This window comes from Acinetobacter sp. YH12236, from assembly GCF_013417645.1.
Classification (GTDB): Bacteria; Pseudomonadota; Gammaproteobacteria; order Pseudomonadales; family Moraxellaceae; genus Acinetobacter.
Window position 1 is genome coordinate 17,097 of the sequence record NZ_VPDM01000018.1, and the last position, 25,186, is coordinate 42,282.

Annotated in this window: 33 protein-coding genes and 1 pseudogene; 27 read left to right on the forward strand and 7 right to left on the reverse strand. The window is 44.2% G+C overall.

What is annotated here, in order from left to right:
- The first annotated feature begins 1 nt into the window (after position 1).
- From rpsC to FTV14_RS09235, 22 genes are all read left to right on the forward strand, one after another.
- Complete coding sequence (gene rpsC / locus FTV14_RS09130; protein ID WP_180053802.1) at positions 2-754, forward strand: 30S ribosomal protein S3; 753 nt, start codon at positions 2-4, stop codon at positions 752-754.
- A gap of 3 nt (positions 755-757) precedes the next feature.
- On the forward strand, positions 758-1,171 hold the full coding sequence (gene rplP, locus FTV14_RS09135; protein WP_004786917.1) for a 50S ribosomal protein L16: 414 nt from the start codon (positions 758-760) through the stop codon (positions 1,169-1,171).
- A complete protein-coding gene (gene rpmC / locus FTV14_RS09140; RefSeq protein ID WP_004786915.1) occupies positions 1,171-1,368 on the forward strand; it encodes a 50S ribosomal protein L29 in 198 nt (65 codons plus the stop codon). The genes rplP and rpmC overlap by 1 nt, the downstream gene beginning before the upstream one ends.
- A complete protein-coding gene (gene rpsQ / locus FTV14_RS09145; protein WP_004786913.1) occupies positions 1,365-1,622 on the forward strand; it encodes a 30S ribosomal protein S17 in 258 nt (85 codons plus the stop codon). Before rpmC ends, rpsQ begins: the two co-directional genes overlap by 4 nt.
- Positions 1,623-1,713: 91 nt before the next feature.
- Entirely contained in the window at positions 1,714-2,082 is a 369-nt protein-coding gene (gene rplN / locus FTV14_RS09150) for a 50S ribosomal protein L14 (protein ID WP_001982634.1), read from the forward strand.
- 9 nt (positions 2,083-2,091) lie between these two features.
- Positions 2,092-2,409 (forward strand): 50S ribosomal protein L24, encoded by a 318-nt coding sequence (gene rplX / locus FTV14_RS09155; RefSeq protein WP_004786911.1) that lies wholly within the window; start codon positions 2,092-2,094, stop codon positions 2,407-2,409.
- A gap of 16 nt (positions 2,410-2,425) precedes the next feature.
- Positions 2,426-2,962 carry a 50S ribosomal protein L5 gene (gene rplE, locus FTV14_RS09160; protein WP_004786908.1) on the forward strand — a complete coding sequence of 179 codons (537 nt, stop codon included), beginning with the start codon at positions 2,426-2,428 and terminating at the stop codon, positions 2,960-2,962.
- A 9-nt stretch (positions 2,963-2,971) separates the two neighbouring features.
- Entirely contained in the window at positions 2,972-3,277 is a 306-nt protein-coding gene (rpsN, locus tag FTV14_RS09165; RefSeq protein ID WP_004786907.1) for a 30S ribosomal protein S14, read from the forward strand.
- A 12-nt stretch (positions 3,278-3,289) separates the two neighbouring features.
- Positions 3,290-3,685 (forward strand): 30S ribosomal protein S8, encoded by a 396-nt coding sequence (rpsH, locus tag FTV14_RS09170; protein WP_004786905.1) that lies wholly within the window; start codon positions 3,290-3,292, stop codon positions 3,683-3,685.
- 13 nt (positions 3,686-3,698) lie between these two features.
- Entirely contained in the window at positions 3,699-4,232 is a 534-nt protein-coding gene (rplF, locus tag FTV14_RS09175; RefSeq protein WP_004786903.1) for a 50S ribosomal protein L6, read from the forward strand.
- 14 nt (positions 4,233-4,246) lie between these two features.
- Positions 4,247-4,597 carry a 50S ribosomal protein L18 gene (gene rplR, locus FTV14_RS09180; protein ID WP_004281497.1) on the forward strand — a complete coding sequence of 117 codons (351 nt, stop codon included), beginning with the start codon at positions 4,247-4,249 and terminating at the stop codon, positions 4,595-4,597.
- Between the two features lie 2 nt (positions 4,598-4,599).
- Positions 4,600-5,097, forward strand: coding sequence for a 30S ribosomal protein S5 (rpsE, locus tag FTV14_RS09185; RefSeq protein WP_004786901.1), 498 nt, complete (start codon positions 4,600-4,602; stop codon positions 5,095-5,097).
- A 6-nt stretch (positions 5,098-5,103) separates the two neighbouring features.
- Positions 5,104-5,280 (forward strand): 50S ribosomal protein L30, encoded by a 177-nt coding sequence (gene rpmD / locus FTV14_RS09190; RefSeq protein ID WP_004786899.1) that lies wholly within the window; start codon positions 5,104-5,106, stop codon positions 5,278-5,280.
- A 3-nt stretch (positions 5,281-5,283) separates the two neighbouring features.
- Positions 5,284-5,724, forward strand: coding sequence for a 50S ribosomal protein L15 (rplO, locus tag FTV14_RS09195; protein WP_004786897.1), 441 nt, complete (start codon positions 5,284-5,286; stop codon positions 5,722-5,724).
- Between the two features lie 45 nt (positions 5,725-5,769).
- Positions 5,770-7,089 (forward strand): preprotein translocase subunit SecY, encoded by a 1,320-nt coding sequence (gene secY / locus FTV14_RS09200; protein WP_171505548.1) that lies wholly within the window; start codon positions 5,770-5,772, stop codon positions 7,087-7,089.
- Positions 7,090-7,109: 20 nt separating this feature from the next.
- Positions 7,110-7,226 carry a 50S ribosomal protein L36 gene (gene rpmJ / locus FTV14_RS09205; RefSeq protein WP_000867907.1) on the forward strand — a complete coding sequence of 39 codons (117 nt, stop codon included), beginning with the start codon at positions 7,110-7,112 and terminating at the stop codon, positions 7,224-7,226.
- Positions 7,227-7,333: 107 nt separating this feature from the next.
- Positions 7,334-7,690: a 30S ribosomal protein S13 gene (gene rpsM, locus FTV14_RS09210; protein WP_004786893.1), complete on the forward strand. Its 357-nt coding sequence runs from the start codon at positions 7,334-7,336 to the stop codon at positions 7,688-7,690.
- 19 nt (positions 7,691-7,709) lie between these two features.
- Positions 7,710-8,096: a 30S ribosomal protein S11 gene (gene rpsK, locus FTV14_RS09215; protein WP_001040166.1), complete on the forward strand. Its 387-nt coding sequence runs from the start codon at positions 7,710-7,712 to the stop codon at positions 8,094-8,096.
- 12 nt (positions 8,097-8,108) lie between these two features.
- Positions 8,109-8,735 carry a 30S ribosomal protein S4 gene (gene rpsD, locus FTV14_RS09220; protein WP_004786890.1) on the forward strand — a complete coding sequence of 209 codons (627 nt, stop codon included), beginning with the start codon at positions 8,109-8,111 and terminating at the stop codon, positions 8,733-8,735.
- Positions 8,736-8,751: 16 nt separating this feature from the next.
- Positions 8,752-9,759, forward strand: coding sequence for a DNA-directed RNA polymerase subunit alpha (locus FTV14_RS09225; protein ID WP_004786889.1), 1,008 nt, complete (start codon positions 8,752-8,754; stop codon positions 9,757-9,759).
- A gap of 18 nt (positions 9,760-9,777) precedes the next feature.
- Complete coding sequence (gene rplQ / locus FTV14_RS09230) at positions 9,778-10,143, forward strand: 50S ribosomal protein L17 (RefSeq protein ID WP_004786886.1); 366 nt, start codon at positions 9,778-9,780, stop codon at positions 10,141-10,143.
- 207 nt (positions 10,144-10,350) lie between these two features.
- Positions 10,351-11,841 (forward strand): NAD(P)/FAD-dependent oxidoreductase, encoded by a 1,491-nt coding sequence (locus FTV14_RS09235; RefSeq protein WP_180053803.1) that lies wholly within the window; start codon positions 10,351-10,353, stop codon positions 11,839-11,841.
- 53 nt (positions 11,842-11,894) lie between these two features.
- On the opposite strand, the pseudogene FTV14_RS09240 reads toward FTV14_RS09235, so the two are convergent.
- Positions 11,895-12,695 (reverse strand): annotated as a pseudogene (locus FTV14_RS09240) (acyl-CoA dehydrogenase family protein); the annotation flags it as partial.
- 260 nt (positions 12,696-12,955) lie between these two features.
- Here FTV14_RS09240 and FTV14_RS09245 point away from each other — a divergent pair.
- The 5 genes from FTV14_RS09245 to FTV14_RS09265 all read left to right on the forward strand — a co-directional run bounded on the left by FTV14_RS09245 (position 12,956) and on the right by FTV14_RS09265 (position 18,283).
- Positions 12,956-13,213 carry a succinate dehydrogenase assembly factor 2 gene (locus tag FTV14_RS09245; protein WP_034590267.1) on the forward strand — a complete coding sequence of 86 codons (258 nt, stop codon included), beginning with the start codon at positions 12,956-12,958 and terminating at the stop codon, positions 13,211-13,213.
- The gene (locus FTV14_RS09250; protein ID WP_159122623.1) at positions 13,206-13,592 is read left to right on the forward strand and encodes a hypothetical protein; all 387 of its coding nucleotides are present in this window, start codon (positions 13,206-13,208) and stop codon (positions 13,590-13,592) included. Before FTV14_RS09245 ends, FTV14_RS09250 begins: the two co-directional genes overlap by 8 nt.
- A 545-nt stretch (positions 13,593-14,137) precedes the next feature.
- Complete coding sequence (locus tag FTV14_RS09255; RefSeq protein ID WP_004786877.1) at positions 14,138-15,178, forward strand: hypothetical protein; 1,041 nt, start codon at positions 14,138-14,140, stop codon at positions 15,176-15,178.
- A gap of 72 nt (positions 15,179-15,250) precedes the next feature.
- Positions 15,251-15,823: a rhombosortase gene (gene rrtA / locus FTV14_RS09260; RefSeq protein WP_104425691.1), complete on the forward strand. Its 573-nt coding sequence runs from the start codon at positions 15,251-15,253 to the stop codon at positions 15,821-15,823.
- A 177-nt stretch (positions 15,824-16,000) separates the two neighbouring features.
- Positions 16,001-18,283, forward strand: a complete 2,283-nt coding sequence (locus FTV14_RS09265) for a TRAP transporter large permease subunit (protein ID WP_180011208.1) — start codon at positions 16,001-16,003, stop codon at positions 18,281-18,283.
- Between the two features lie 48 nt (positions 18,284-18,331).
- Here the strand turns inward: FTV14_RS09265 and FTV14_RS09270 are convergent, their stop codons facing one another.
- The 6 genes from FTV14_RS09270 to rnr form a co-directional block, all read right to left on the reverse strand.
- The gene (locus FTV14_RS09270) at positions 18,332-19,207 is read right to left on the reverse strand and encodes a DMT family transporter (RefSeq protein ID WP_179992774.1); all 876 of its coding nucleotides are present in this window, start codon (positions 19,205-19,207) and stop codon (positions 18,332-18,334) included.
- 60 nt (positions 19,208-19,267) lie between these two features.
- Positions 19,268-19,687, reverse strand: a complete 420-nt coding sequence (locus FTV14_RS09275) for a hypothetical protein (RefSeq protein WP_034169654.1) — start codon at positions 19,685-19,687, stop codon at positions 19,268-19,270.
- 14 nt (positions 19,688-19,701) lie between these two features.
- Positions 19,702-19,914, reverse strand: coding sequence for a YheV family putative zinc ribbon protein (locus FTV14_RS09280; protein WP_180053814.1), 213 nt, complete (start codon positions 19,912-19,914; stop codon positions 19,702-19,704).
- Positions 19,915-19,954: 40 nt separating this feature from the next.
- Entirely contained in the window at positions 19,955-21,994 is a 2,040-nt protein-coding gene (locus tag FTV14_RS09285) for a M3 family metallopeptidase (protein ID WP_180053805.1), read from the reverse strand.
- Between the two features lie 83 nt (positions 21,995-22,077).
- Positions 22,078-22,659 carry a hypothetical protein gene (locus FTV14_RS09290; RefSeq protein WP_179992776.1) on the reverse strand — a complete coding sequence of 194 codons (582 nt, stop codon included), beginning with the start codon at positions 22,657-22,659 and terminating at the stop codon, positions 22,078-22,080.
- A 78-nt stretch (positions 22,660-22,737) separates the two neighbouring features.
- The gene (gene rnr, locus FTV14_RS09295) at positions 22,738-25,185 is read right to left on the reverse strand and encodes a ribonuclease R (RefSeq protein ID WP_180053806.1); all 2,448 of its coding nucleotides are present in this window, start codon (positions 25,183-25,185) and stop codon (positions 22,738-22,740) included.
- Position 25,186 lies beyond the last annotated feature (1 nt).

Consider the following 25,186-nt stretch of genomic DNA (forward strand, 5'->3'; position numbering starts at 1 on the left):
TATGGGTCAGAAGGTTCATCCAATCGGTATCCGCCTAGGTGTTGTGAAACGTCATAACGCTAACTGGTATGCGAGTCCGAAACAATACGCTGAATACTTGCTTAAAGATTTGCAAGTTCGTGAGTTTTTAACTAAAAAACTTAAGAATGCAATGATCAGCAATATTCTTATCGAACGTCCAACAGGCGCTGCTAAAGTAACTATTAGCACTGCTCGTCCTGGTATCGTAATCGGTAAAAAAGGCGAAGACATTGAGAAATTACAACGCGAATTAACATCTATTATGGGTGTTCCTGCGCAAGTAAGTATCAACGAAATTGATCGTCCAGACTTAGACGCGCGTCTAGTTGCTGAAGCTATCGCTTCTCAATTGGAAAAACGTGTAATGTTCCGTCGTGCTATGAAGCGTGCGGTTCAAAACACTATGCGTGCTGGTGCGAAAGGTATCAAAGTAGAAGTTTCAGGCCGTTTAGGTGGTGCTGAGATTGCTCGTACTGAATGGTATCGTGAAGGTCGTGTACCTCTACATACTCTTCGTGCAGATATCGACTACGCGACTATGCGTGCTGAGACTACTTACGGTACGATTGGTGTTAAAGTTTGGATCTTCCGTGGCGAGATCTTGGGTGGCATGAAACAAGTCATGAACCCAGCTCCAGTTGAAGAACGTCCAGCTAAACGCGGTCGCGGTCGTGGTGAAGGTCAAGAGCGTCGTGGTCGTCGCAATGATCGTTCTGCTGAAAAAGGAGAATAATCCATGTTGCAACCTAAACGTACTAAATTCCGTAAGGTGCAAAAAGGCCGTAACACTGGTCTAGCTCACCGCGGTAGCTCAGTATCTTTTGGTACTATCGCACTTAAATCAATCGAACGTGGTCAAATGACTGCACGTCAAATTGAAGCAGCGCGTCGTACAATTAGCCGTCGTATTAAACGTGGTGGTAAAATCTTTATCCGTGTATTCCCGGACAAGCCAATTACTTCTAAACCACTTGAAGTGCGTATGGGTAAAGGTAAAGGTTCTGTGGAATACTGGGTTTGCCAAATCAAACCAGGTAAAGTCTTGTACGAAATTGATGGTGTTAACGAAGACCTAGCTCGCGAAGCGTTCACGCTTGCTGCTGCTAAACTTCCGTTTAAAACCACTATCGTGACTCGGACGGTAATGTAATGAAAACTAAAGATCTACGTGAAAAGTCGGTAGAAGAGTTGACAGCTTTGCTTGATGAGCAACAGCTAAACCAATTCCGTCTTCGTATGGCGAAAGCAACTGGTCAATTGGGTAAATCGCACGAAGTGCAATTGACTCGCAAGACTATTGCTCGTATCAAGACCCTCCTTACCGAAAAACAGGGGAACGGACAATGAGTGAAAATACAGTCCGCACGTTAACAGGCAAAGTAGTAAGCGACAAGATGGAAAAATCTATCGTTGTTCTTATCGAACGCCGTGTTCAACACCCGTTGTATGGCAAATCAATCCGCCGTTCAACAAAATTACATGCTCATGATGAGAACAACACAGCTAAAGTTGGCGACGTTGTAACCATTAAAGAAAGCCGCCCAATGTCTAAAACTAAGTCATGGACTTTAGTTGAAGTTGTTGAAGCAGCTGCTGAGTAATTAACGTTCTTGTTGCATCATCGGTCAATTTCGAGTACTCTTTGAGCCTTTCGAAATTGTGACCGGTGATGCTCGGTTTTGGAGTAGGGCAATGATTCAGACCGAAACTATGCTCGACGTAGCAGACAACAGTGGTGCTCGCCGCGTACAATGTATTAAAGTACTTGGTGGTTCACATCGTCGTTATGCTTCTGTTGGCGACATTATTAAAGTTACTGTAAAAGAAGCAATTCCACGCGCACGTGTTAAAAAAGGTGACGTGATGAATGCAGTAGTTGTACGTACAAAATTCGGTATCCGTCGTCCAGACGGTTCAGTGATTCGTTTCGACGATAACGCTGCTGTTATTTTGAACAACAACAAAGCGCCGATTGCAACTCGTATTTTCGGACCAGTGACTCGTGAACTTCGTACTGAACAGTTCATGAAAATTATTTCATTGGCTCCTGAAGTTCTATAAGAGGCGATCATGGCTAAGATTAAAAAAGGCGATCAAGTAATTGTGATCGCAGGTAAAGAAAAAGGCAAACAGGGTACTGTTCTGTCTGTTTCTAATGACCGCGTTAAGGTTGAAGGCCTTAACTTGGTGAAGAAGCATCAAAAGCCGAACCGTGTTACTGGCGCTGAAGGCGGCATCGTAACTCAAGAAGCTTCGCTTCACATTTCAAACGTGGCAATTTTTAATGCTACAACCCAAAAGGCTGACCGTGTTGGTTACCAAACGATTGACGGCGTGAAAACTCGCGTATTCAAATCTAATGGTGAATCAGTGGCGGTAGCGAAGTAATAGGTTGAAAAAGGCAATGGCCAGACTTAAAGCACGTTACAACGACGAACTTAAAGCTCAATTAAAAGAACAATTGGGAATTAAGAATGTGATGGAGATCCCTCGCATCACTAAAATCACTATCAACATGGGTGTTGGTGCAGCTTCTGCTGACAAGAAACTCCTTGATGGTGCTCTTTCTGATATGCAAGCTATCGCTGGTCAAAAACCAGTTCTTACGTTAGCTCGTAAATCTATCGCTGGTTTCAAAATCCGTGATGGTTGGCCGATTGGTTGTAAAGTTACTTTACGCGGCGAACGTATGTACGAATTCTTAGACCGTCTGATCTCGATTGCGATTCCTCGTATCCGTGACTTCCGTGGTTTCTCTGCGAAATCATTTGATGGTCGTGGTAACTACTCAATGGGTCTTAAAGAACAGATCATGTTCCCTGAGATCGATTTTGATAAGATTGACCGTATTCGTGGTATGGACATTACCATCACTACGACTGCTCGCACCGATGACGAAGGCCGTGCGCTAATGCGTGCATTCGGCTTCCCGTTCAAATAAGAGGTCGAAATGGCTAAGAAAAGTATGATTAATCGCGAATTGAAACGCGAAGCTACTGTTGCTAAATACGCTGCAAAACGTGCTGAATTAAAAGCAATTATTGCAAACGTAAATGCTTCAGATGAAGAACGTTTCGATGCGATGATGAAATTACAGGCATTACCACGTAATGCATCTCCAGTACGTCTACGTAACCGTTGTGGTTTAACTGGTCGTCCTCATGGTTACTTCCGTAAGTTCGGCTTAAGCCGTAACATGGTACGCGATAAAGTAATGCAAGGTGATGTACCTGGCGTTGTTAAGGCAAGCTGGTAAGGAGCACTATAAATGAGTATGCAAGATACCGTTGCCGACATGCTAACACGTGTTCGTAACGCACAAATGGCAAAGAAACAAACTGTTTCTATGCCTAATTCTAAGTTGAAAGTTGCGATTGCTAACGTACTTCAACAAGAAGGTTATATTTCAAACGTAGAAGTTGCTGAAGTTGAAGGCAAAGCAACTCTTACTTTGACTTTAAAATATTTTGAAGGCAAGCCAGTTATCGAAACTGTGAAACGCGTAAGCCGTCCAGGTCTACGTCAGTATCGCGGTAAAGATGCACTTCCAAGCGTTAAGCAAGGTTTAGGTATTGCAATTGTTTCTACAAGCAAAGGCATCATGACTGATCGCGCTGCACGTGCTGCAGGCGTTGGTGGTGAAGTTATTGCTTTTGTTTCTTAATAGGTGATTCCTCATGTCTCGTGTGGCTAAAGCCCCAGTAACTGTACCTAACGGTGTAACAGTTACTCAGAACGGCCGGCAGGTCGAAGTGAAAGGCAGCAAAGGTACATTGTCTTTCAACCTGCATGCGCTGGTCGAGCTAAAACAGGAAGACGGTACTCTAGTTATTGCTCCTAAAGCTGAATCTAAAGACGCTTGGATGCAAGCTGGTACTGCTCGCGCTGTGCTTAACAACCTTGTAAAAGGTGTAAGCGAAGGTTTCGAACGTAAGTTACAACTTATCGGTGTTGGTTATAAAGCTGCGGTTAAAGGTAACGTTGTTAACCTTAACCTTGGTTTCTCTCACCCGATCGACTATACGCTTCCTGAAGGTGTAACTGCTGAAACTCCAACTGCAACTGAAATCGTACTTAAATCTGCTGATAAAGCAGTTCTAGGTCAAGTCGCTGCAGATATCCGTGGTTACCGTCCACCAGAGCCTTATAAAGGTAAAGGTGTTCGTTATTCTGACGAAGTTGTACTTCGTAAAGAAGCTAAGAAGAAATAAGGCGCGAGGTTCTTATGAACGAAAAGAAACAATCCCGTTTGCGTCGTGCGAAAAGCACACGCTTGCACATCCGTGCATTGGGTGCGACTCGTTTGTGTGTAAACCGCACTCCGCGTCACATCTATGCTCAAGTTATCTCAGCAGATGGTGGCAAAGTATTAGCGCAAGCTTCTACTCTAGACGCTACTTTACGTGCGGGTACTACTGGTAACGTTGAAGCAGCTCAAAAAGTAGGTGCTTTAATCGCAGAACGCGCTAAAGCAGCTGGTGTTACTAAAGTTGCATTTGACCGTTCTGGTTTCAAATATCATGGTCGTATCAAAGCCTTGGCTGATGCTGCCCGTGAAAACGGCTTGGAGTTCTAATCATGGCTAAAGTTGAACAAAACGAAGGTCTTGTTGAAAAGCTGGTTGCCGTTGATCGTGTAGCCAAAGTTGTTAAGGGTGGTCGTATCTTCTCTTTCACAGCATTAACTGTTGTGGGTGATGGTAATGGTCGCGTAGGTTTTGGTCGTGGTAAAGCGCGTGAAGTTCCAGCTGCTATTTCTAAAGCACTTGAAGCTGCTCGTCGTAACATGATTACTGTTGACCTTGTTGATGGTACTGTTCAGCACCCTATCAATGCTCGTCACGGTGCAAGCCGCGTTTACATGCAACCTGCTTCTGAAGGTACTGGTGTAATTGCTGGTGGTGCGATGCGTGCAGTTTTAGAAGCTGTTGGCGTACGTAATGTATTAACTAAATGTTATGGCTCTACAAACGCTGCTAACGTAGTAAACGCAACTTTTAACGGTTTGCGTGATATGACTTCTCCTGAGAAAGTTGCTGCGAAACGTGGTTTAACAGTAGAACAAATTCAAGGGTAATCAATCATGAAAACGATTAAAGTTACCCAGACTAAATCTGCATCGCACCGCTTGAAAAATCACAAGCTGAGCCTGAAAGGTTTAGGTCTGCGTCGTATTGGTCATACTGTAGAAGTGCAAGATACGCCTTCTAACCGTGGTATGATCAACCAAGTCTACTATATGGTTAGTGTAGAGGAATAAGCCATGACTCTGCGTTTAAATACAATTGCACCTGCAGAAGGTGCTAAGCGTGACAACCTTCGTCTAGGTCGTGGTATCGGTTCTGGCGTTGGTAAGACTGGTGGTCGTGGTATCAAAGGTCAAAACTCACGTAAGAGCGGTGGTACTCGTCCAGGTTTCGAAGGTGGTCAAACTGCACTTTATCGTCGTTTGCCTAAATTCGGTTTCACTAGCCAATTGGCTTTGAAAACTGCTGAAGTACGTTTATCTGAGCTTGCTAAAGTTGAAGGCGACATCGTGTCTCTTGAAACTTTAAAAGCTGCGAACGTTGTACGTAAAGACATGACTCGTGCTCGTATCGTACTTTCTGGTGAAATTACTCGTGCATTCACTGTACAAGGTGTTGCATTGACTAAAGGCGCTAAAGCTGCTGTTGAAGCTGCTGGCGGTAAAGTCGAGGAGTAATCCCCAGTGTCTATGACTCCTAGTTCTTCAGGTCATGTCAACATGATGAAAGGCCAACCATTTCATGTGAAATACCGTGAAATTATTCGTCGAATGATGTTTCTCATTGGTGCGTTGTTGGTGTTTCGACTAGGAGCGCATATTCCAGTACCAGGGATTAATAATGCCGCGCTAGAAAATCTGTTTAATGCAAACCAAGGTACCATCCTTGGTTTGTTTAACATGTTTTCGGGTGGTGCATTAGAGCGAATGTCGATTCTTGCTTTAGGGATCATGCCATACATCTCTGCATCGATTATTGTGCAGTTAATGTCTACAGTGGTTCCATCGCTCGAAGCTTTGAAAAAAGAAGGCGAGCAGGGCAAACGTAAGATTAACCAATACACACGACAAGGCACGCTGTTCCTTGCACTTGTGCAAGCAATTGGTATGTGTGCTGGCCTGATCAGCCAGGGAATTACCCTGACCTCTGGTCTGGCTTTTTATGTTCCTGCGGTAACCTCTTTGGTTGCGGGGACCATGTTCTTGATGTGGCTGGGTGAACAGATTACCGAGCGTGGGGTGGGCAATGGTATTTCCATGATCATCTTCGCAGGTATCGTTGCAGGATTGCCGACTTTAGTTATGCAGTCTCTAACTTCAGTTGATAATGGCCAGTCTAGTCTAATTGGATTAGCAATTTTTGGTCTGTTATCGATTGCTGTACTTGCAGCGATTGTGTTTATCGAGAAGGCGCAACGTCGTATTCCGGTGAACTATGCTCAAAAGCAGCAGGGACGTCGTGTATTTACTGCACAGCAAACGCACTTGCCATTAAAAATTAATATGGCGGGTGTAATTCCGGCAATTTTTGCCAGCTCTTTACTTTTGTTCCCAGCGAGCTTAGGTCAGTGGGTTGGTAGTTCGGATCCAAGTGCAGGAATTATCAAGCGTAGTCTACAAGACTTGGCATTGGTGTTATCGCCTGGTCAGCCGTTGTATTTGGTGCTCTTTGGTGCGTTAATTATCTTTTTCTGTTACTTCTATACAGCACTGGTATTTAGTCCTAAAGAAGTGTCAGAGAACTTGAAACGCAGCGGAGCTTACGTGCCTGGTATTCGTCCAGGTGAGCAAACTGCTCGTTACTTAGATCATATTCTCAATCGTTTGACCTTTATTGGCGCGATATACATCACTGTCATCTGTTTAATGCCGATGATTCTGCAAAGCTCTTTTGGTATTCCATTTAGCTTGGGCGGAACATCGTTGCTGATCGTGGTAGTGGTGGTGATGGACTTTATGGCTCAGCTTCAAGCACATCTCACCTCGCACCAGTATGACAATCAAACGTTAATGAGAAAAACGACTGCTCATCCTAAGGGATAAGCGCACTTAGAGGTTTCATCATGAAAGTACAAGCTTCTGTAAAGAAAATTTGTGGTAGCTGTAAAGTTATCCGTCGTAATGGGGTTATCCGCGTAATTTGTAGCGCAGAACCTCGTCATAAGCAGCGTCAAGGTTAATCTGATCAAGACCTGTTGATTTCAGTAGGCGAATTGGGTTATTATCCGCCCCTCAAGATTTTTGTGGGGCGGTTGATTATCTCTACTGCCTTTTTGGAGAAAATTGAATGGCTCGTATTGCCGGTGTAAACATTCCGGATAACAAGCATGCTGTTATCTCTCTAACGTACATCTTTGGTATTGGTCGCCACACTGCTAAGTCAATCTTAGCTGCTGCGGGTATCCCAACTACTACTAAGATCCGTGAATTAGATGACGCTCAGCTTGATGCGATTCGTGCAGAAATTGCCAAGGTTCCGACCGAAGGTGATTTACGTCGCGAAATTTCCATGAACATTAAACGTTTAATGGATTTAGGCTGCTACCGCGGTCTTCGTCATCGTCGCAGCTTGCCTGTCCGTGGTCAACGCACCAAAACTAACGCACGTACCCGTAAAGGTCCGCGCAAACCAATTAAGAAATAAGATTTCTGGAAGCTAAAAGATGGCTAAAGATACTCGCACACGCAAGAAGGTCACTCGTACCGTCTCTGAAGGTGTTGCACACATTCACGCTTCTTTTAATAACACCATTGTGACTATTACCGATCGTCAAGGTAATGCACTGGCTTGGGCCACTTCAGGTGGACAAGGCTTCCGTGGATCACGTAAATCAACTCCGTTTGCTGCTCAGGTAGCTGCTGAAGTTGCTGGTAAAGCTGCTTTAGATTACGGTTTGAAAAACTTGGACGTCCTTGTGAAAGGTCCTGGTCCAGGTCGTGAGTCTGCGGTTCGTGCATTAGGTGCAGTGGGTTATAAAATTAACAGCATTACCGATGTGACTCCAATCCCTCACAACGGTTGCCGTCCACCTAAAAAACGTCGCGTGTAAGGAGAAACATTCATGGCTCGTTATATTGGTCCAAAATGCAAACTCTCTCGCCGCGAAGGGACAGACCTGCAATTAAAATCTGGCGTTAAACCATTTGACGTCAAAACTAAAAAACACGCTAAAGCTCCTGGTCAACATGGTGGAGCTCGTGGCGGTAAACAATCTGAGTACTCACTACAATTACGTGAAAAACAAAAAGTACGTCGTATGTACGGTGTTTTAGAGCGTCAATTTAGTAACTACTACAAAGAAGCTGCTCGTGTTAAAGGCGCAACTGGTGAAAACCTGTTGAAATTGCTCGAAAGCCGTCTTGATAACGTTGTTTATCGCATGGGTTTTGGTTCTACACGTGCAGAAGCTCGTCAGTTAGTATCTCACCGTTCAATCACTTTAAATGGCCGCCGCGTTAACATCGCGTCTATCCAAGTTAAAGCTGGTGACGTGATTGCAGTTCACGAAGGCGCTAAACAACAATTACGTATCAAAAACGCAATTGAATTAGCTGCTCAACGTGGCATTCCTTCTTGGATGGAAGTAGATCATTCTAAACTAGAAGGTACGTTCAAAGCTGCACCGGATCGTTCTGATTTACCTGCTGAAATCAACGAAAGCTTGATTGTAGAATTGTATTCTAAATAATCCTTGAGGTAGCAATATGACGCGTACTGCAAATGAGTTTCTAACTCCGCAAGCGATCAAGGTCGAAGCGGCAAGCGGGACCTCGGCAAAAGTTATTCTAGAACCCTTAGAGCGTGGCTTTGGTCATACTCTGGGCAATGCTTTACGTCGCATCCTTCTTTCTTCTTTACCTGGCGCTGCTGTGGTAGAAGTTGAGATTGAAGGTGTTGAGCACGAGTACAGTACTTTGGAAGGCTTGCAGCAGGACATCGTCGAGCTCTTGCTGAACCTAAAAGGATTGTCTATTAAGCTGTTCGATCAAAATGAAGCTTATTTAACATTAGAGAAACAAGGTCCAGGCGACGTAACTGCGGCTGACCTTCGTTTACCTCATAATGTTGAAGTGGTTAACCCTGAACACTTGATCGGCACATTAAGTGCATCAGGCAATCTTAAGATGCGCCTGAAAGTGGCTCAAGGCCGTGGCTACGAGACTTCTGACTCACGTTTCCCAGAAGGCGAGACTCGCCCAGTGGGTCGCTTACAGTTAGATGCATCTTACAGCCCGATCAAACGTGTGTCTTACACAGTGGAAAACGCTCGTGTAGAACAACGTACTGACCTTGATAAACTGGTCATTGATCTTGAAACCAACGGTACAGTTGATCCAGAAGAAGCAATCCGCAAAGCGGCAACAATCTTGCAACAACAAATTGCAATCTTTGTTGATCTTCAGAAAGATCAAGCTCCTGTGGCTCAAGAACCTCGTGAAGAAGTTGATCCAATTTTGCTTCGTCCAGTAGATGATCTAGAGCTAACTGTTCGTTCTGCTAACTGTTTGAAAGCAGAAAACATTTACTACATTGGTGATCTTGTACAGCGTACTGAGGTTGAGTTACTTAAAACTCCTAACCTTGGTAAAAAATCGCTTACTGAGATCAAAGATGTTCTGGCTTCCAAAGGCTTACAACTCGGCATGCGTTTAGAGAACTGGCCACCAGCTAGTCTCCGTATGGACGATCGTTTCGCCTATCGTAGCCGTTAATTAAGTAGGACTATCACCATGCGTCATCGTAATAGTGGTGTGAAATTAGGCCGTACAAGCAGTCATCGTAAAGCGATGTTCCAAAACATGGCTAACTCTTTGTTCGAGCACGAGTTGATCAAAACAACTGTGCCTAAAGCAAAAGAATTACGTCGTGTTGCTGAGCCTTTAATCACTTTAGCTAAAGTCGATACAGTAGCAAACCGTCGTTTGGCGTTTGCTCGTACTCGTTCAGCTGCAACTGTTGGTAAATTATTTACCGTTCTTGGCCCTCGTTACAAAGAGCGTAACGGCGGTTATCTACGTGTTCTTAAAGCGGGCTTCCGTGCAGGTGATGCTGCACCGATGGCTTACGTTGAGCTAGTAGATCGCGAAGTTAACTAATTTCGTGTAGAGCAGCAAACGTTGTTCGAAAAGGTCGGTTGAATAAACCGGCCTTTTTTATTGTCTTGCATTTACCCATTATCAGGCAGTTTAGAAATTTGTCCTGAAAAGATAAGAAAATAATCACTTTTATTCAAACTTGACATTGTGTATTGTCAATTTTGTGATTTAATAAAATATATGACAATGCTCAGGTAAAAGAAGAATATGGAAAAGCAAGTTGATATTTTAATTGTAGGCGCGGGGATCTCGGGAATTGGTCTGGCGGCCCATCTTTCTAAACATAGTCCTCAACGCTCATTCGAAATTATTGAACGTCGCGAAAGCTTTGGCGGTACGTGGGACCTGTTTAAATATCCTGGTATCCGTTCAGATTCGGACATGTCGACTTTTGGCTTCAACTTTAAGCCTTGGAAAAAAGAAAGTGTATTGGCTTCCGGCTCGGCAATTAAAAATTATCTAGCAGAAGTGGTTCAAGAATTTAACTTGAGCTCAAAAATTTATTTTCAACATCGCGTCGTTAGTGCCAATTATGATTCAGCGACACGTAAATGGTCAGTCGTAGTTGAAAATGCTCAAGGCAAAAAGCAGACCTGGATCGCTAATTTTGTTCTTGGCTGTACGGGTTACTACAATTATGATCAAGGCTTCCAGCCGGAATTCCCGCATCAGGAAGCATTCAAAGGTACATTTATTCACCCGCAGCATTGGCCTGAAAATCTGGACTATAGCGGAAAAAAAGTAGTGATTATTGGCAGTGGTGCGACAGCAATAACATTAGTTCCAGCCATGGTGAAAGGCGGTGCAGGGCATGTGACCATGTTACAACGCTCTCCCACCTATATCGCCTCAGTTCCTTCGATCGACATGATTTACTCAAAAATGCGTAAATTATTGCCAGAAGATGTGGCTTATAAGCTGACCCGTGCGCGTAATATTGGCATGCAGCGTGGTATCTATGCACTCGCACAAAAACAGCCAAAACTACTGAAAACCTTATTATTGAAATCTGTACAGTTTCAGTTGAAAGGGAAAGTGGATATGAAACACTTTACCCCGAATTATGAACCTTGGGATCAGCGCCTATGTGTAGTGCCAGATGGGGATTTATTCAAAATCCTGCGTGAAGGTCATGCATCTGTAGAAACAGATCATATCGAGAAATTTACTGAAACTGGGATTCAGCTGAAATCAGGTAAATATCTGGATGCGGATATTATTGTGTCTGCTACTGGTTTAAATATTCAGATTCTGGGTGGTATTCAGGCCACGATGGATGGCAAGCCTTTGGATACGTCGAAGCATATGCTGTATCAAGGGGTCATGCTCAGTGATGTGCCAAATATGGCGCTGATTATTGGTTATATCAATGCTTCCTGGACCTTGAAAGTGGATATTGCCGCAGAATATATCTGCCGTCTGCTCAATTATATGGATCAGCATGGTTATGATGAAGTGATTCCAGAAGGGGATGCTACGGAATTACTTGAAGATACGGTGATGGGTAGTTTAACTTCAGGCTATATTGCCCGTGCCGCAGATGTGATGCCGAAACAGGGTAAGCATGCACCTTGGAAAGTATCCAATAATTATCTGGCAGACCGTAAAGAGCTTAAAACGGCATCTTTTGAAGATGGAGTATTGAAATTCAAATCGAAATCCAGTGCTGTGCCAGCCAAGCCAAGATTGGTGTCTTAAGTATAGACATAGATAAAAGGAGTACCTGATGTACTCCTTTTTCATATTTCAAATTAGAGTGATCTGGAAATCAGTTCCTTCATGATTTCATTGGTTCCTGCATAAATGCGGTTCGCGCGATTATCCAGGTACGCTCGTGCAATCGGATATTCCAGCATATAGCCATAACCACCATGCAGTTGTAGGCATTCATCCACCACTTTGCTATACAGTTCAGAAATTTTGTATTTAGCAGCTGCGGCGGCATCAACTCCCAATTTTTGAATAAGCTGTAGTTGCATACAACGGTCCAGATAAGCTCGGCAGATTTCAATTTCGGTACGCAGTTCTGCCAGTTTAAAACGGGTATTTTGAAAAGCGCTGATCGGTTTGCCAAAGGCTTGACGTTCTTTGGTGTATTTTACCGTATGTGCGAATGCCGCTTCTGCCCCTGCCTGACATATGATGGCCACAATTAACCGCTCCCAAGCCAGTTCTTTCATCAGCATCATAAAACCCATGCCTTCCTGACCTAGCAGGTTTTCTTTAGGCACACGGACATTGTCAAAGAACAGTTCACAGGTATCCTGACCTTTCATGCCGATTTTATTTAAGGGTTTACCTTTACTAAATCCTGCACGATCTGCTTCGACCATAATCAAAGAAAGATTGGCAGAGCCTTTCTCACTATGACCCGTCTTACATACCGCAATTGCCGTATCACAAAGATAGCCATTGGTAATGAATATCTTGGAACCATTAATCACATACTCATCACCCTCTAATACAGCACTAGTGCGTACTGCCTGCAGGTCGGAGCCAGTTCCAGGTTCGGTCATCGCAATTGCCGTGACCACTTCACCTGTTGCCATCTCCCGAAAGGCTTCATGTTCATCATTGAAAAGCTGACGTGGCAGCATGCTGGCCAATGGACGGATCGCGCTCGAATGCATCTTATAATTCCCTTATTGTGATGTTTTATTTAACTTAAGATAGAGCAGATGAGGGAACAATGAGCTGAATGTTCAAATCTGGGGAATCTACTGATGCTTTTGGTCATTTGTATGAAATACCTCGAAATTCAGCAATGGCTTAAGGTAAACTACTCAGGTTTGTAACGAGTTGGGAAAATTCGATGACTGATGACATCACCTTAGAAGAGCGCAAAGTGATTTATCGCGCGCGTCGTGGCTTGAAAGAGATCGATGTATATTTTGATCCCTACGTGAAAAACTATTATCTCACTGCTGATCCCTTCGAAAAACAGATGTTTGCTGAGCTGGTTGCACAGGAAGATCCAGACCTGCTGGACTGGTTTATGGAAGTGTCTGAACCCCCACGCCCTGAATTAAAAGATTTTATCAAGAAGCTTAAATTTTACGTTCATGGATAATCGTTGTTTCAAGCTGAAACGCAGCAAGTGTGCGCTGGTGTTTCAGCTTTTTATTTTCGCTGTATTAATGTTCCTGCTGTATCAGTTATTGCCTGTGATAATTTGGCTGGTTTGTGGCGTCATCGGAGTGGTCATCTACCAGTTGTTTTATCGTAAGACACCGCACATTGAGCAGTTTGAATATCTGGATGGACGTGAATGGTCACTGACAGCAGCTGCGCAAGGCACACGGCGAGTGTTGATCAGTCACGTGATTGATCACCAAGCTTATATCGTGGTGTATTTCCAGCATGCAAAAGCACGTCCGTTGCTCATCTGGTGTGACCAGTTGCCTTTTAAACAATGGAAGTCTTTGAAAGTTTTGACAAAAATACTTTAATTGTCCGACAAATGATATTCCGAAATTTTAAATAAATTGATTAAAAATAAAGATTTATCCGCTAACCCCGCTTGAATTGTCAGACAAAAAATCACATTTCTCTGTAAAAACAATGAATTGTCTGACAATTTTTCAGCTGCTTTTTTTATAAGCAGGTACATTTAAGTCACCAACAGCGAACACAGGAGATCATGATGGAATTTCCAATGTGGATGTTTTTGATCGTTGCGATTGTGATGGCCCTAGTCATAGGACGGCTGGGAACGGTGCTGAAGGACAGATTTTCACCTAAATAACAGAATTAAGCTCGAGAACCTATTTTCTTCTCGGCTTGCCAAGTTGATAAGTAGCATGTGCTGAACCGTCGCAATGCTACTTTTTTTTGCCCAAAATTTGGGATTTTATCTACTACAGTCAATTGCAGCTGGGCAATTTAATGGCAAAGTGTCTGGTCTAAATTAGAGTAAATACTCTTTTATTCGTTATATGCTTCTGATATGTTTAGCAGAATAATGGACATAATCACAATTATAGAGGACAGGAAAATGTCGAGCGTCCGAAAAATATGCCAAGGTATGGCGACCATTGCAATAACAACAACAGTTCTAACAGGATGTTCTCAGGTCATTAAAACCGGTGCCAATGTGGCGCTGGGCTTCACTGAAAAGCATATTGTTCCACCAATCCTGGCGATGGATGATGCCGAGATGGTGTGTAATTCCGGGAATTCTTTAACACCAGCCATCATGTCGACCAAGGAAATGGGGGCTGATCCGACTCGTGTTGCGGTACTGATGTATTCTGCAGCCGGGATTTGTGCCGAGCAGAAAGCACTGGATGCAGAGCTGCGGTATCTGCGTGCTTCTAAAGTCAACCAGGTGACTGAAGCTCAGGATGCGCGGATTGAGCAGAAACGCTGGGCTGCACTGGCTGCACAACGCCAGTACACGGGTTATCAGTTATTCCAGACCCGTTATGAGAAAAAATATAAAAAAGCGCTGGGTGAAGGCTGTCCACGCATGAACAGTGATATTGAACAGACAGTTTATCTGCTGGGCATGCTGAGTGGCTTGCAAGCCATGACCAATGACATTAACTCGGGTGGGGCTGTACAAGTACCTAAAGATATTGCGGCTGTGGTTGAGCGTGGCATGACCTGTCTGGATAATACCAAATTCTGGGGCGCGCCAAATGCAACCCGTGCTGTGATCTGGACTTTATTGCCAGGGGCAGGTGATGGAAAACCTGATCCTTACCAAACTCTGAAACAGTCAGTACAAATCGGTGAGCAAAAAGGTGTACGTTTATCACATGCCTTATATGCTGTAGCGGCACAGGCCAGTGGGGATGATGCCAAAATCCGTGATGCGCTAAGAACCTTTGATCAGGCACGTAGTGATGAGAAGCCGGTCAATCCTCAGTTCAAGCTGATCGACAGTATGGCTGCCATTATGGTGAATGGTATTTCTGACCGTTACTGGACTGAAAATACCGGTATTCGTAGTGCAGATGATGGCATGCAGACCTTCTGGGATGAAACAGATAATTCTTCAGAACTGGATGATCTGTTTAGCGCTGACTTATAATTTAATGAAAAATTAAGTGAATGATGCTCATAGAGGTCATTTTCAATATGCTGAAAGGAGTTCAAGGAGCCGATGCAAGATCAACATCTTCGACGAAAAATTATTTTTCTGGCGGCTTTTGTCTCTCTTTCAGCGAGTTTGCAAATCTTTAACGATGCTTTCATCTACTGGCAGGAAAGCCTGCTCGGGGAGTTTTGGCGGCTCTGGACCGCGCACTGGGTGCATGTCGGCTGGGCCCATTATTTTCTGAATATTCTTGCCTTTATCTGTCTACCTTTCATTTTCCCCCGTGCATCTGTGTGGCATTTCGTCTCGATTCTTTTGATTCTGCCGCCGTTGATCAGCCTGAGTTTTTATTTTTTCCTGCCAAATATTGAAGCATATGCAGGACTATCCGGGGTATTACATGGGGCTTATGTCGCAGTCGCCTGTGTGCATCTGCTTTATCAACGCGAACGTGGATTTGCCGTGCTGGTATTATTTTTAATCTTTGCCAAACTGATTTGGGAAAATACCATTGGAAATCAGGAAACTGCACAACTTATCGGCAGTCCGGTACTGGTCGAAGCGCATTTATTAGGGGTGATCTGGGGAGTGGTAGTCGCATTGCTCTATATCTTGGGCAATTATGTCCAGGATAGCTGAAACTGTTGGCAGAAAAGACAAAAAGAAAAGATAAATTGTCATTTTTATTCTGCTGATTTTCATGCAGAGTCAAAACAGAAAATAATGATACTGACCCTTGTAAAGGAATTTTCGGGGCAGACAGGAAGACCAGCGCTTAAAAGAATGTAAGGCGCGAAAACAAGAATAGGAAAATACATGCACAACGATAATCAAAACAGATCAGGATTAGGTCTGTTACGTTATATCTGGACAGAGTGGATCTCGACCTTTGTCGTGCTCATCTTGCTCTTACTGACCTTGGTGATTGGAACCGGGGAAATGATTCATGGTCAGTTACTGCGTATGGGCGAGCGTCTGTATGGTGATCCGGCGACAGGCATGCAATATTCGTTTTTGCGTGCTGAACCGAAAGCACCACAATGTGATCGTAATATTAATGTCGATCAAAAAGTTCAGGAGCAGATGAAAGCAGATGCCGCCGATGAATATGCCGATTTCTTCGGTGTACGTTCTGAAGCGGATGTGCGTGCTGCAGTGATGCAGGCACAACAGGTTTGTGAAGAGTCTTACCAGTTCTATGACAAGGCGATAACGCATATTGAAGCGCATCCAAGTATTCGTGCCTATCGCAGTTTTGAAACTTCATTCTTTGGCATTTTCAAGTTCGGGACTGAAAACCGTGCCTTGCTGCTCATCATTATGGTGGTATTTGCTGCAATCAGCGCGACATTGAAAACCCATCATATTGGTCTACGTAGTCCAGCCACTCGTATCGACTTTAAAGTCTATTCTGTGGCGATGCTGATCGCGAACAGTTTCCTGGTCTATTCTTCCTATAGCCAATATATGTCGGTGCTGAATTCCGGGGTGCCAATGGGAGACATGAAGTATGTCTACTGGCTATGGATGATTCTCTTTGGGACATTGACCCTGATCAGTTTGTATCAAGTCATTAAGCCACCTCAGGCGACCCGAGAAGGGGGCAGTTTCGGGCTGGCTTTCTTAAGCGTGCCACTGTATGCCTATATGGCCATCAGTACCGGATTTAACTTTGTCTTCTTGATGGATTACCCGATGGGTCAGGGCATCTATCTGGGGCAACTGGTTGAATTTTCGAGCATCTTCCTAAATCTGGCCTTATTTATCTGGGCCGGTATGTTGCTGAAACAAACCCGTGTCGTAGACATGTTCCTGAATATCCTACGTCCATGGAATCTGGCACCAGAAACCTTGACCTGGTTAATCCTGCTGGCAGCTGCACTACCAACCGCTTATACCGGTGCATCCGGGATTTTCGTGATTGCTGCAGGTGCGATCATTTATAAGGAAGTCTGGAATGCCGGTGGTCGCCGTCAGTTTGCCTTGGCAGCAACAGCGATGTCCGGTTCACTCGGTGTGGTGCTTCGTCCATGTCTACTGATTGTTGTGGTTGCTTCACTGAACAAGGAAGTGACGACAGATATGCTGTATCACTACGGTGTCTATGTCTTCCTGCTCAGTTCAACATTGTTCCTGATCATTTCGCTATTCTTTGCTGAAAGCAAGTTCCGTATTGCTGCACCTGGTCTGGCTTCACCACAGTCTGCACGTGCCTTTGTAAATGTGATTCCTTATATTGTGATTTTCATCCTGATCTGGCTGTTCTACAAATATGCTTTATCTACAGATCTGAATGAATTTACTGCACCTGTCATGATGCCAGTCATTCTGTTGATGATCGTGCTATTTGATAAGTTACGTCATGAGCCTGCACCATTACCACCAGTAGGGCATTGGGATGAAACCTTAACCACCACCTTAGGTTCAGGAAATACGCCTGCAATGGCGACTGCGGGTACAGCCATTAATGCTGAATATCGTGAAGCAGACCATGTTGAGCAGCAGGGCGGTGAGCTGGCTGTAGATCATGGTGTAAAACGTTCGACTGCGGTTGAAAGTTTACGTCATGTCGGCTTCTGGAAATCATTACACATTTCGACCAGTGAAACGGTTGGACACATTGGTGCGCTGGTGATTCTGATGGCACTATCTGTCAGTGTGGGCGGCCTGCTGGAACGTATGGAAATTATGGAAGCGTTCCCGACAGATATTAGCAGTACCATTCTGGTGATTTCCATGATTGTTGGCCTGATGGTGTTCGTTGGCATGATTATGGACCCATTCGGCGCAGTGATCCTGATTTCAGCAACGGTTGCACCAGTCGCCTATCAGTATGGAATTCATCCGGTACATTTCTGGATGATTACCTTGATTGGTTTCGAGTTGGGTTATGTGACACCACCAGTTGCTCTGAACCATCTGTTGGCAAGGCAATCCATTGGTGATGCTGAGGTGGCCGAGGCGGATGCAGAAGTTCGACATAAGTCCTTTTATTACCGTTATGAGCGCTGGATTTTACCGATGATCGTGTTACTGCCAGCGATGCTGATCATTGCCTATGTGCCTTATGTATTTAAACTCTTCGGCTGGTATCAGTAATTTAAGCAAATAAAAAAAGCACCTTCGGGTGCTTTTTTTATTGTGGCCTTAACGCAGCCTAAGCTTATTTTGTAAAACAGGACTGCAAAGTAAAATCCCACAAAAAATCAGCCCTAATCCGAGCAGGCTATAGAGATCCGGAACTTCCTGCCAGAATAAATAGCCCCATAAGCCAGCGAAGAAAATCGCAATATAGTTCACTGGTCCAATCTGACCAGCAGGTGCCAGTTTATAAGCATTGGATAGAAATAACTGACTGGTATTTGCCAATAAACCGGCTGCAATTAAATAACCGAGTTCAGTCAGGGTATAAGGACGCCAATGCCAGAACATTGGAATCATGGAAATCAGGGTGCCGATCAGACAGAAATAAAACACAATCCGTTCTGGCGGTTCGGTTTGGGTTAGAGCACGAACCGTAACAAAAGCCATAGCAGCCAGGAAGCTGGCACTCAAGCCAATCACAGACATCAGGTTAAATAAACCGGAATCAGGCTTGGCTACGCACAACACGCCAATAAAACCGATCGCAGCAGCCAGTAACATGCTCTGAGTGACTTTTTCTTTTAGAAACAGCCAGGCAATCAGCGGAATAAAAATCGGTGAGGAATAGGTGAAGACCATGGCATTGGAGAGCTTTAAATGTGCAATGGCATAGAAAAAGCCATACATCGCCGTCAGACCTGCGACAGAACGCCAGGTGTGCATCCAGAGTTTTTCAGTTTTAAAAAAGCTAATGCCTTTATTGAAGATTAAAGGAAGAAAAATAAACAGGCCGACAAAATTCCGGAAAAATACCACAGTGGCATTGTCAACGGTATGTGAGGCGAAGCGGATACAGACGCCCATGACTGAAAACAAAAAAGCGGAACAGGTCAGAAAGACAATTGCCTTAACCAGATGCGAGGGAGAGGCTACACTCATGAGGGAACTTAGCTAGAAAATCTGTGGATATTCTAGCTGAAAATCCCTAACTCATTCTGACTATTGTGCCAGTTGTGCTTCGAGTAACTTGATTTGTTCCTCTTTGAGTTTAATCAGCTCATCCGCATCACTATGCTGTTGCTTCAGGCTTTTTTCCTGCTCATTGAGCTGTTGCTGAATATCTTCCAGTTTGGCAATTTCTTCTTTCGCCAAAGTGGCATTCTCAGTAACTTCTTCTCTTATAATAGAGGCATCGACCAGAACATTTTCAGAAGTAGGCACAATTTCTTCTGGTTCAGGTTCTGCTTTAGGTGCGGCTTGTGTCACCGGTGCGTGCATCAAGTCACCCTGATGTGCCGGTAATGTTTCATTTTGCGTGAGAAAAAACTGTGTAATTATTAAAACAGCAATAATCACAACAATTAATCCACTCACTATTCCCCATAAAAGTTTAGGATTTTGTCGATGATCTAGAGTCATTTAGGTTCCCGAAATTATTCTTTTGGCTGACGGTGTTTAAACTGAATCACACCAATTTCATCCGGAACGGCTGGTGACTCAGGTTCCTCGATATGGGTAGGACGGTTTTCTTCATACCCACATTCGATACATTCAATCCATTCAGCTTCACCAGAGGTCAGCATAACGATCCGATCCAACGCCTGACATTTAGGACATTTTGCGCCTGCAATGAAACGACGTTTGATAGCCATCATACTCACCCTGTGATTTACTTAAAAACGTAGTTTAAGCGTTTTTAGAGCGGTTCGTCCAACCTTGATGACGTAACAAAGCATCTATTTTTGGCTCGCGTCCGCGGAAATTGATAAATGCGTCAAGTGCTGTATCTTTTCCGCCAACTGCTAGAATTTTTTGTCTAAACTGCTTTCCGGTTTCAGTGTTAAAAATTCCTTCTTCTTCGAAGCGATCGAAGGCATCACTGGCCAAAACTTCTGCCCATTTATAAGAATAATAGCCCGCTGCATATCCACCCGCGAAGATATGACTGAAGCTGTGCTGGAATCGGTTATATGCTGTAGTAGGTAAAACAGCGTATTTTTCACGAATCTCGTTCAAGGTTGCCTGAATCTGTTCAGCATTCAATGCCGGATTGGCACGGTGAATGGTTAAGTCAAATAAAGCAAATTCCAGCTGACGCAAAGTTTGCATACCGGACTGGAAGAAACGGGCATCCAGCAAGGCTTTTAACAAGTCAGCAGGTAAGACTTCCTTGGTTTCTATATGTTCGCTGAGCAGGTTTAAACTGTCCTGATCCCAAGCCCAGAATTCCATAAACTGGCTTGGTAGTTCGACAGCATCCCAATCCACGCCATGTGTACCAGCCACGGCAATATTGTCCACTTCTGTCAGCATATGATGCAGCCCATGACCAAACTCATGGAACAGGGTAATTACTTCATCATGAGTCAGTAGTGCAGGGCGGTTACCCACAGGTGGAGTAAAGTTTGCTACCATATAACAGATTGGTTTTTGCAGGCCTTCAGCAATTTGCATGCGTGAACGGAAGCCGCTCATCCAGGCACCGCCACGTTTGCCCTGACGTGCATAGAGATCGAAATAGAAACCGCCAATCACTTCGCCCTGATCTTCCAGTTCAAAATAACGCGCATCTGGATGCCAAACTGGCGCTTCACGTTCAACCACCTGAATGTCATATAAACGTTTCAGGATACTGAACAAGCCTTGCAAGATTTTTGGAGCCGGGAAGTAGGGTTTTAGCGATTCCTGAGACAGATTAAACTGCTGCATTTTCAGCTTTTCAGAATAGTAACTGCTGTCCCAAGGCTTTAATTCTGTGATGCCATCTTTAGCAGCAATGGCTTTCAGTTCAGCCACTTCCTGTTTAGCAGGCGCACGGGCATGTTCCGCCAGATCACGCAGGAATTCATCAACAGCTTCGACATTTGGCGCCATTTTGCTGGCCAGTGAATATTCGGCATAGTTATTAAAGCCTAATAGTGCTGCCATTTCCTGACGTAATTTCAGGATTTCTTCCATGATGGCTGTATTGTCAAATTCAGTCTGTTCGGACTGATCTGACGCGCGTGTGGTATAGGCTTTATAGAGTTCTTCACGCAGGCCACGATCTTCGGCATGAGTCATAATTGCCAGATAAGACGGGAAATCTAAAGTAGCAACCGGCTGATCCAGTTCACGTTGCTGGCCATATTGTTTTAACAGTTCAATATTACTTTCAGACAGCCCCGCTAATTCTTCTTCCTTAAGCGGTCTGAAATAAGCTTGAGTTGCATCCAGTACATGATTGGAGAAATCTGAGGAAAGTTGTGACAAACGTGCAGAAATTTCCGCATAGCGTTTTTTTGCTTCACCCTCTAGAGCTACGCCTGACAATTTAAAGTCACGTAGCGCCAGTTTAATTGCACTTTGCTGGGCTTCCGGTAGTTCATTGAAGACCGGTGCATCCTGTATATGTTGATAGGTTTGATATAGCGCTGTGTGCTGGCCTAGCTGCGTATAGTAATCACTTAGACCCGGTAATAATGCCTGATAAACATCACGGGTTTCACTATTATTCATGACTGCGTTGAGATGCGACAAAACACCCCAGGACTCGCTCATATTATTTTCTAGCGTGTCGACCTGTTTCAGAACAGCAAGTTGTTCCTGGACAGTATCAGGTGTCTGGTTCAGTTCATTTAGAAATTGCAAACCTTGCTGAATGCAGTTTTCAATTTTTTGTTTAAGATCTGCCAGCGTAATCTGATCGAATTGTGGAACGGGTAAAGTTGCTTTTTCTAATGTCATGTCGTTTCTGCCGAAGTCATTTCCTGTGTTAAATCTAGATGTAGGGCTTATTGGCAGGGAAATCAAGCATACGACGGTATTATTTATTCGACTTCAGACTGGATCCTGATCTCTTCAATCTCATGCACAATGCTGCCTAAATTACTTGTTGTAAGCTTAAGCTGTAGTTCAACGGGTTTATTTTGATAAAGCAGAAACTCAGAAGCAGATAACTCCATAACCGGTAAATGTCTATATTCTGTGTCAAAGGCATAAGAGATATGATTTCGAACACCTTTGAATTTCCCAGCCTGAGTAGTAATCGAAATACTGTTAGTTTCGCCTGTCAGCTTCGTATAAAGATAGGGTGGATAGGTGGTCAGATTAATCCAAAGTGCTGAGATCATGACCGAAGGAAAGATAAAAAGACTATAAAATTTGGGGCACTTTCTGAAATTACGCCAATGATAAGGTGGAAACCATAAACCATGCTGTTTGAGTCTTATAAAATACAGCAATATTCCAATACATATGACACAGCTTATAATCAATGCAAAATAATTCGTAAGTGGCGTTGCTACAAAATTAAAATACTTGAGTGCAATAAAGTCACTGAGGATCAAAATCGTAAAAATTAGAATCGCATAGATATGTAAATGCTGTTTATTATTTGATGCAATAAGCATGATATTTTTTTAGTCGTTATTTAACTGAATTATAAAATAAAAAGAGCGCCGTAGCGCTCTTTTTATGATCATCAGAAATTATTCAGTCTTGGCTTTTGCATTCGACTTTTTCTTTTTGATCTTGGCTTTTTTCTTTACTTTATCTTTAGCCTTTGTTTCAGACTTTCCTGCAGATTTTTTAGCAGGCTTTTTGCTGTAGGAACTGGGCTTGGATTTGTCTTTTTTGCGTCGTATGGGCTGTTCTCCATCATCACTGGGCTGGGCTTTTTGCGCACGCTCATGATTATTGAAAACTTCCTCTTTTGCTTCTGGACGTGGTGCAGGTTTTTTTTCTGCGACACGTGGAGCACGGGCGCGAATTGGACGACCCGCATGAGTCAGTTGCTGGATCAATTCAAAGTCAATTTTGCGTTCTTCCAGATTGACTCCAGCGACCTTGATCTTGACTTCATCACCCAGACCAAAGATCTGGCCACGGTTCTGGCCGACCAGACTCTGGCTGCTTTGATCAAAGACAAAGAAGTCATCGCCCAACTGGCTAACATGCACCATACCATCGACATAGAGGTCTTTCAGCGTGACAAACAAACCAAATTCAGCCGTTGCACTGATAATTCCGACGAACTCTTCACCAAGATGTTGCTGCATATAGTGACATTTCAGCCAGGTCGTTACAGAGCGGGAGGCTTCATCAGCACGGCGTTCTGTCGCTGAGAAATGCTCACCGGCATCATCTAAAGATGCACCTGAAATTGGATATGGCTTTTTACTCAAATGAGCTTTGATAGCACGATGTAATAACAGATCCGGGTAACGGCGAATTGGAGAAGTGAAGTGTGTATACGCTTCATAAGCCAGACCAAAGTGACCAGCATTGTCGGCACCGTAATAGGCCTGCATCATGGAGCGTAATAACACGGCATGAATACTTGGCGCATCAATCCGGTCTTTGGTCGCTTCAATCACCGCTTGATAGTCAGCTTGGGTTGGCTGTTCCGGGAATGGCAGACCCAGCAGTTTCACGAAATCACGAACTTTCTGGATACGTGAGAACTCAGGGGGTTGATGCACCCGGTACAGCATCGGTATTTCATTTTTCAATGCATATTCAGCTGCTGCAACGTTGGCTAGCAACATACATTCTTCAATCAGCTTATGCGCGTCATTGCGGGTACGTGGCAGAATCTCATTAATACCACCCAGCTCATCGAAAGTCATATAGGTTTCAATGGTTTCGAATTCCATCGCATTACGTTCAGCACGTAAGCCTTTTAGAATCTGATACAACTGGAACAGGGTATTTAGTGATTTACGTACACTACGATCTTCAGTGATTGCTGTACTGTCACCTTCAAAATACTTCGCGACCTGATCATAGGTCAGACGTGCCTTGGAATGCATGACTGAAGGATAGAATTCATACCCAGTGACTCGGCCAGCACGTGACAGTTTCAGGTCACAGACCATGCACAGGCGATCGACATTCGGATTTAATGAACACAGGCCATTAGAGAGTGCTTCAGGCAACATTGGTAAAACGAAGTGTGGGAAATACACGGATGTCCCGCGTTCTTGCGCTTCATCATCCAGTGGTTTGCCCGGACGTACATAATGACTCACATCAGCAATTGCCACGACGACACGATAACCACCGCCCGGACGTTTTTCTGCATAGACCGCATCATCAAAGTCACGTGCATCTTCCCCGTCAATGGTGACAAGCGCTAAATCACGTAGATCGACACGGCCGTCACGGTCTTTGGCAGAAGGCTCTTTAAAGCTTTCCGCTTCTTTCAAGACTTCTTCAGGGAATTCATATGGCAGGCCATATTCCAGAATCGTCTGTGGAATGATGATTTCGGTATCGGCTTTGTCTGCCATCGACTGCACAATATGGCCAGTCGCAAATTCTTCTTTGGTTGGGTAGGTATCAATTGCCACGCGGATTGAATCGCCGACTTTGACCTGGGCATGCTCGATCAGCTCTTTTTCTAGAGTAATAGGCTGATGTGCATTTGGATTAGCTGGCTGAACAAAATATTCGCCTTCATATTCAGACACTTTACCAATGATCTGTTTGACACGATGCTGCAAAACCTCGGTAATAAAGCCCCAGGCCTTACCTTTGCGGTCTACTGAGGTCTGACGGACTTTGACACGGTCACCGTTAAAGACCTGACGCAATTCACGTTCAGGTAAGAGCAGGTCATCTTCACCTGAAATATTGGCTGTGCCGCTTCCCTTGGAGTTGATATATACCGTTGCTTCATGCTCAGGCTGTTCCGCCGCGATCTGGAACTTGTAACCGTCTTTCATCAATTGCCCGTCACGTACCATCGCAATCAGACGATGGCTCAGGGCATCAATACTTTTTTGATCGGCAATTTCAAAATATTCCACCAGGTCAGCATGGGACAGGGCAGTTTTTTCTTCTATAGTTTCGAGAATCAGGGTACGGCTTGGAATAGGGTTGTCATAACGTTCGGCTTCAGCTTTTGCTTCAGGATCGACCCAATTTTTCATCATA

Excerpts from the sequence above, each read along its gene's own strand:
- rplN (WP_001982634.1), top strand. The coding sequence starts at position 1,714 with ATGATTCAGACCGAAACTATGCTCGACGTAGCAGACAACAGTGGTGCT.
- rpmC (WP_004786915.1), top strand. The coding sequence starts at position 1,171 with ATGAAAACTAAAGATCTACGTGAAAAGTCGGTAGAAGAGTTGACAGCT.
- FTV14_RS09235 (WP_180053803.1), top strand. The coding sequence starts at position 10,351 with ATGGAAAAGCAAGTTGATATTTTAATTGTAGGCGCGGGGATCTCGGGA.
- rpsD (WP_004786890.1), top strand. The coding sequence starts at position 8,109 with ATGGCTCGTTATATTGGTCCAAAATGCAAACTCTCTCGCCGCGAAGGG.
- rpmJ (WP_000867907.1), top strand. The coding sequence starts at position 7,110 with ATGAAAGTACAAGCTTCTGTAAAGAAAATTTGTGGTAGCTGTAAAGTT.
- FTV14_RS09255 (WP_004786877.1), top strand. The coding sequence starts at position 14,138 with ATGTCGAGCGTCCGAAAAATATGCCAAGGTATGGCGACCATTGCAATA.
- secY (WP_171505548.1), top strand. The coding sequence starts at position 5,770 with ATGAAAGGCCAACCATTTCATGTGAAATACCGTGAAATTATTCGTCGA.
- FTV14_RS09245 (WP_034590267.1), top strand. The coding sequence starts at position 12,956 with ATGACTGATGACATCACCTTAGAAGAGCGCAAAGTGATTTATCGCGCG.
- rpmD (WP_004786899.1), top strand. The coding sequence starts at position 5,104 with ATGAAAACGATTAAAGTTACCCAGACTAAATCTGCATCGCACCGCTTG.
- rplF (WP_004786903.1), top strand. The coding sequence starts at position 3,699 with ATGTCTCGTGTGGCTAAAGCCCCAGTAACTGTACCTAACGGTGTAACA.
- FTV14_RS09265 (WP_180011208.1), top strand. The coding sequence starts at position 16,001 with ATGCACAACGATAATCAAAACAGATCAGGATTAGGTCTGTTACGTTAT.
- rpsK (WP_001040166.1), top strand. The coding sequence starts at position 7,710 with ATGGCTAAAGATACTCGCACACGCAAGAAGGTCACTCGTACCGTCTCT.
- rpsH (WP_004786905.1), top strand. The coding sequence starts at position 3,290 with ATGAGTATGCAAGATACCGTTGCCGACATGCTAACACGTGTTCGTAAC.
- rplX (WP_004786911.1), top strand. The coding sequence starts at position 2,092 with ATGGCTAAGATTAAAAAAGGCGATCAAGTAATTGTGATCGCAGGTAAA.
- rpsM (WP_004786893.1), top strand. The coding sequence starts at position 7,334 with ATGGCTCGTATTGCCGGTGTAAACATTCCGGATAACAAGCATGCTGTT.
- rpsC (WP_180053802.1), top strand. The coding sequence starts at position 2 with ATGGGTCAGAAGGTTCATCCAATCGGTATCCGCCTAGGTGTTGTGAAA.
- rnr (WP_180053806.1), bottom strand. The coding sequence starts at position 25,185 with ATGATGAAAAATTGGGTCGATCCTGAAGCAAAAGCTGAAGCCGAACGT.
- rpsE (WP_004786901.1), top strand. The coding sequence starts at position 4,600 with ATGGCTAAAGTTGAACAAAACGAAGGTCTTGTTGAAAAGCTGGTTGCC.
- rrtA (WP_104425691.1), top strand. The coding sequence starts at position 15,251 with ATGCAAGATCAACATCTTCGACGAAAAATTATTTTTCTGGCGGCTTTT.
- rplP (WP_004786917.1), top strand. The coding sequence starts at position 758 with ATGTTGCAACCTAAACGTACTAAATTCCGTAAGGTGCAAAAAGGCCGT.
- FTV14_RS09290 (WP_179992776.1), bottom strand. The coding sequence starts at position 22,659 with ATGCTTATTGCATCAAATAATAAACAGCATTTACATATCTATGCGATT.
- FTV14_RS09225 (WP_004786889.1), top strand. The coding sequence starts at position 8,752 with ATGACGCGTACTGCAAATGAGTTTCTAACTCCGCAAGCGATCAAGGTC.
- FTV14_RS09275 (WP_034169654.1), bottom strand. The coding sequence starts at position 19,687 with ATGACTCTAGATCATCGACAAAATCCTAAACTTTTATGGGGAATAGTG.
- rpsQ (WP_004786913.1), top strand. The coding sequence starts at position 1,365 with ATGAGTGAAAATACAGTCCGCACGTTAACAGGCAAAGTAGTAAGCGAC.
- FTV14_RS09250 (WP_159122623.1), top strand. The coding sequence starts at position 13,206 with ATGGATAATCGTTGTTTCAAGCTGAAACGCAGCAAGTGTGCGCTGGTG.
- FTV14_RS09270 (WP_179992774.1), bottom strand. The coding sequence starts at position 19,207 with ATGAGTGTAGCCTCTCCCTCGCATCTGGTTAAGGCAATTGTCTTTCTG.
- rplR (WP_004281497.1), top strand. The coding sequence starts at position 4,247 with ATGAACGAAAAGAAACAATCCCGTTTGCGTCGTGCGAAAAGCACACGC.
- rplO (WP_004786897.1), top strand. The coding sequence starts at position 5,284 with ATGACTCTGCGTTTAAATACAATTGCACCTGCAGAAGGTGCTAAGCGT.
- rplE (WP_004786908.1), top strand. The coding sequence starts at position 2,426 with ATGGCCAGACTTAAAGCACGTTACAACGACGAACTTAAAGCTCAATTA.
- FTV14_RS09285 (WP_180053805.1), bottom strand. The coding sequence starts at position 21,994 with ATGACATTAGAAAAAGCAACTTTACCCGTTCCACAATTCGATCAGATT.
- rplQ (WP_004786886.1), top strand. The coding sequence starts at position 9,778 with ATGCGTCATCGTAATAGTGGTGTGAAATTAGGCCGTACAAGCAGTCAT.
- rpsN (WP_004786907.1), top strand. The coding sequence starts at position 2,972 with ATGGCTAAGAAAAGTATGATTAATCGCGAATTGAAACGCGAAGCTACT.